The sequence below is a fragment of the Aromatoleum evansii genome (assembly GCF_012910805.1).
Lineage (GTDB): Bacteria > Pseudomonadota > Gammaproteobacteria > Burkholderiales > Rhodocyclaceae > Aromatoleum > Aromatoleum evansii.
In genome coordinates, this window is record NZ_WTVK01000130.1 from 1 (window position 1) to 3,587 (window position 3,587).

A 3,587-nucleotide genomic window follows, 5' to 3' on the forward strand; every position below is an offset into this window, starting at 1 on the left:
ATAAGAGACAGGTGGGGGTGGGGCTCATGCCGGGGCTCCTTCGGATTTGGATGCCGCGCTCTCGGCGGCTTCGCGGGCCTTCTGTGCTTTGCGCTCGGCGGCGCGGCGGGCGGCGGCCTCGGCCTTCTCGCGCGCTTCGCGTTCGAGGCGCTCGCTGCGCGCTTCGGCCATCCGGCGCGTCGCGTCCGTGCGCTTCTTGTCGCGCTCGTGCGTGGCGAGTTCGCCCTTCGCATGGTTGAAGGCCTGTACCAGCGGGATGCGCGAGGGGCACACGTAGGCGCAGCAGCCGCAGCCGATGCAGTCGTGCAGGCCGAGGGCGACGGCGGCTTCGAGCGCGGCGTTGGCGATGCGGGCGTTCATTTCCAGCGGCAGCAGGCCGACCGGGCAGGCCTGGGTGCAGCTGCCGCAGCGGATGCAGGGGCCGGGCTCGTCGCGCGCGACTTCGGCGGCGGACAGCGCGAGGATGCCGCTGCAGCCCTTGACGACGGGCACCTTGGCGGAGGGAAGGACGAGGCCCATCATCGGGCCGCCCATGACGAGGCGCGCGGGTTCGCCGCGCACCCCGCCGGCGAAGGCGAGGAGATCCTCGACGAGGGTCCCGATCGGAACCTCGTAGTTGCCCGGCTGGGCGAGGGCTTCGCCGTTGAGCGTCATCAGGCGGCTCACCAGCGGGCGCCCGAGGTCGATCGCCTGGTGGATCGCGAAGGCCGTGCCGACGTTGTGCACGAGCACGCCGACGTCGGCAGCGCGCGACTCGGCGGGCACCTCGATGCCGGTGAGTTCGATGATCAGCTGGCGATCGGAGCCCATCGGGTAGCGCGCGGGGACGACGCACACCTGCACGTCGGCGCGGCCTCCTGCGGCGGCGCGCATCGCGGCGATCGCCTCCGGTTTGTTGTCCTCGATGCCGATGCGCACTTCGCGCGCGCCGGTGGCGTGGCGCATCAGCACCGCGCCGCGGATGACGCCCCCGGCGCGTTCGCGCATCAGGCGGTCGTCGCACGACAGGTAGGGTTCGCACTCGCTGCCGTTGAGGATCAGCGTGCGGATGCGCGAGCGGTGGCCGAGGCCGAGCTTCACCGAGGCGGGGAAGGTCGCGCCGCCCAGGCCGACGATGCCGGCTTCGGCGACGCGGCGCGCGAGTTCCTCGGGCGCGCGGGCGAGCGGATCGGCGAGGCCTTCAAGCGGCGCCCAGCGGTCTTCCTTGTCGCTGCGCAGCGTGATCGCCATCATCTCGAGGCCCGAGGGGTGCGGCGCGGTGATCGGCCCGATCGCGACGATTTCGCCGGAGGTCGGCGCGTGCACCGGCGCGGAGATGTTGCCCTTGGCGGTCGCGACGCATTCGCCCTTGAGGACTTTCTGGCCGATCCGCACGATAGGCTCGGCCGCGGCGCCGACGTGCTGCGACAGCGGCAGGTACAGCAGCGGCGGGAGCGGCAGGCTGCGGATCGGCGCTTCCGAGGCCGGGCGCTTGCGCTCGTCCGGATGCACGCCCCAGGGTTCGCTGCGGGCGAGGTGGCGGAAGATCTTGTCGAAGAATCCCATGATGTGCGTTCCGGGTTCAGGCGCGGGCCGGGTTGGGCCACACCCAGTGCTGCAGCGTGAGCGGGACCGGCTTCAGGCCGATGGCTTCGGTCGGGCAGCGTTCGACGCAGTTGCCGCAGCCGGTGCAGGCCTCGTGCAGCACTGCGTGGATCTGCTTGGCGCCGCCGAGGATCGCGTCGGTCGGGCAGACCTTGATGCAGCGGCAGCAGCCGATGCAGATGTCTTCGGTGACGACGGCGAGCTGCGGGCCGGTATCGGGGACCGCCGAGAGGTCGATGTCGAGTCCGAGCTTGGCGGCGATGCTTTGCGCGAGCGCCTTGCCGCCGGGCGGGCAGCAGGTGGCGGGCGCCTCGCCGCCGGCGATGGCCGCCGCGGCGCCGGCACAGCCGGGGAAGCCGCACTGGCCGCAGTTGGAACCGGGCATCAGCGCCTCGACTTCGGCGACGACGGGGTTGCCTTCGACGTGGAAACGGCGGCTCGCGACACCGAGCAGCACGCCCAGAACGGCGCCGAGGACGGTGAGACTGGAGACGGCAACGAGCATGGTGACGCTCCTCAGGAGATCAGGCCGGAAAAGCCCATGAAGGCGAGGCTCAGCAGGCTGATGGTGATGAATGCGGACGGCGCGCCGTCGAACGCGGCGGGCACGCGGGCGAGCGCGAGGCGTTCGCGCAGGCCGGCGAAGACCAGCAGGACCAGCGTGAAGCCGAGCGCCGAGCCGAAGCCGTACAGCACGCTCTTCATGAAGCCGAGGCTCTGCTGCACGTTGAGCAGGGCGAGTCCGAGCACGGCGCAGTTGGTCGTGATGAGCGGGAGGTAGATGCCCAGGCTCTGGTACAGCGCGGGGCTGGTCTTCTTGATGACCATCTCGACGAACTGCACCGCGGCGGCGATCACGAGGATGAAGCACAGGATGCGCAGGAAGCCGAGCTCGAAGGGGGCGAGCAGCCAGCGGTCGAGCATCCAGCACAGCGCCGACGCCAACGTGATGACGAAGGTGGTCGCGAGCCCCATGCCGAGGGCGGCGTCCATGCTCTTGGAGACGCCCATCACGGGGCACAGGCCGAGGAACTTGACCAGCACCACGTTGTTCACGAGGGCGGTCGAGAGCAGCAGCAACAGGATTTCGGTCGTGGCAGTCATGGCTTGCGCAGTGTCTCGGTCGCGGCGGGCGCCGCTACGAGGGCGCTAGTGCATGGAGCGTGCCATGGGCTCCGGGTGGGAAGGAAAGTGCCGCGGATTCAGCCGCTTGCGATGCTGTGCGGGCGCGCCCGGCGAGCGGGCGTGACGGTGGGGCGCGGGGGGCAATCCTGACAAAGTCGACGTCGCTGTCGTCTTTGCGACAGCCGGCGTGGAGTGCGCCGGGGACGCGCTCAGCGGGCGGCGAGGACGATGTCGAAGGTGGCCGATTGCGGCGCGCCGGTCTTGTCGGCCGTGAGCGCGACCGTCAGGAATTCGCGCTCGGGCGGGGCGTAGCCGTTGCCCTCGCGGTTGTTGCCGCGGAAGTACATCTGTGTGATGAACTCGGTACGCCCCGGCTGCGCGACGCGGAAGTGGATGTGCGGCGGGCGCGTGCCGTAGTTGCCCGGCAGGATCGTGAGGAAGCTGTAGCGGCCCTGGGCGTCCGTCAGCGTGCGGCCGAAGCCCTGGAAGGCGGGATCGCGTGTGCGCGGATCGACGCCGGGGTGGCGGTAGCGGCCGCGCGCGTCGGCCTGCCAGATCTCGACGGCGGCGTCGGCGACCGGTCTCCCGGCAGTGTCGCGCACGGCGCCGCTGAGGCGCAGCGGCGTGCCTTCAACGGCGCTCCCCGTTGCGCCCGCGAGCTTCGTCAGGTCGGCGTCGATATCGCCGTTCCAGTCGAGCGGGTAGAAGGGGCCGATGTCGTCCTCGGGCGTGGGACGCAGGGTGGCGGTACCTGCCGGGAGCGCGGTGGTCGCCAGCCCGAGCGGCAGGAAGGGGAGGCCGCCGAGCCAGCGAAGGATGCGGCGGCGGAGCGTGCCGCGGGACGTGTCGGGCGTGCGGGAGGGGGTGGGGGTGTGCAT

The 3,587-nt window shown here is 71.2% G+C and carries 4 protein-coding genes; all 4 read right to left on the minus strand.

From position 1 onward, the window contains the following. Positions 1-24: 24 nt before the first annotated feature. Entirely contained in the window at positions 25-1,545 is a 1,521-nt protein-coding gene (gene rsxC / locus GO615_RS27290) for an electron transport complex subunit RsxC (protein ID WP_169132991.1), read from the minus strand. Between the two features lie 16 nt (positions 1,546-1,561). Further along, the gene (locus tag GO615_RS27295; protein WP_169132992.1) at positions 1,562-2,089 is read right to left on the minus strand and encodes an RnfABCDGE type electron transport complex subunit B; all 528 of its coding nucleotides are present in this window, start codon (positions 2,087-2,089) and stop codon (positions 1,562-1,564) included. A gap of 11 nt (positions 2,090-2,100) precedes the next feature. Next, a complete protein-coding gene (gene rsxA, locus GO615_RS27300; protein ID WP_169132993.1) occupies positions 2,101-2,688 on the minus strand; it encodes an electron transport complex subunit RsxA in 588 nt (195 codons plus the stop codon). Between the two features lie 230 nt (positions 2,689-2,918). Next, positions 2,919-3,587: dioxygenase family protein (locus GO615_RS27305; RefSeq protein ID WP_169132994.1), on the minus strand; the 669-nt coding region annotated here is incomplete at its 5' end.

Bases quoted from the DNA above. Each gene is read 5' to 3' on its own strand.
- rsxC (WP_169132991.1), bottom strand. From the start codon at position 1,545: ATGGGATTCTTCGACAAGATCTTCCGCCACCTCGCCCGCAGCGAACCC.
- GO615_RS27295 (WP_169132992.1), bottom strand. From the start codon at position 2,089: ATGCTCGTTGCCGTCTCCAGTCTCACCGTCCTCGGCGCCGTTCTGGGC.
- rsxA (WP_169132993.1), bottom strand. From the start codon at position 2,688: ATGACTGCCACGACCGAAATCCTGTTGCTGCTGCTCTCGACCGCCCTC.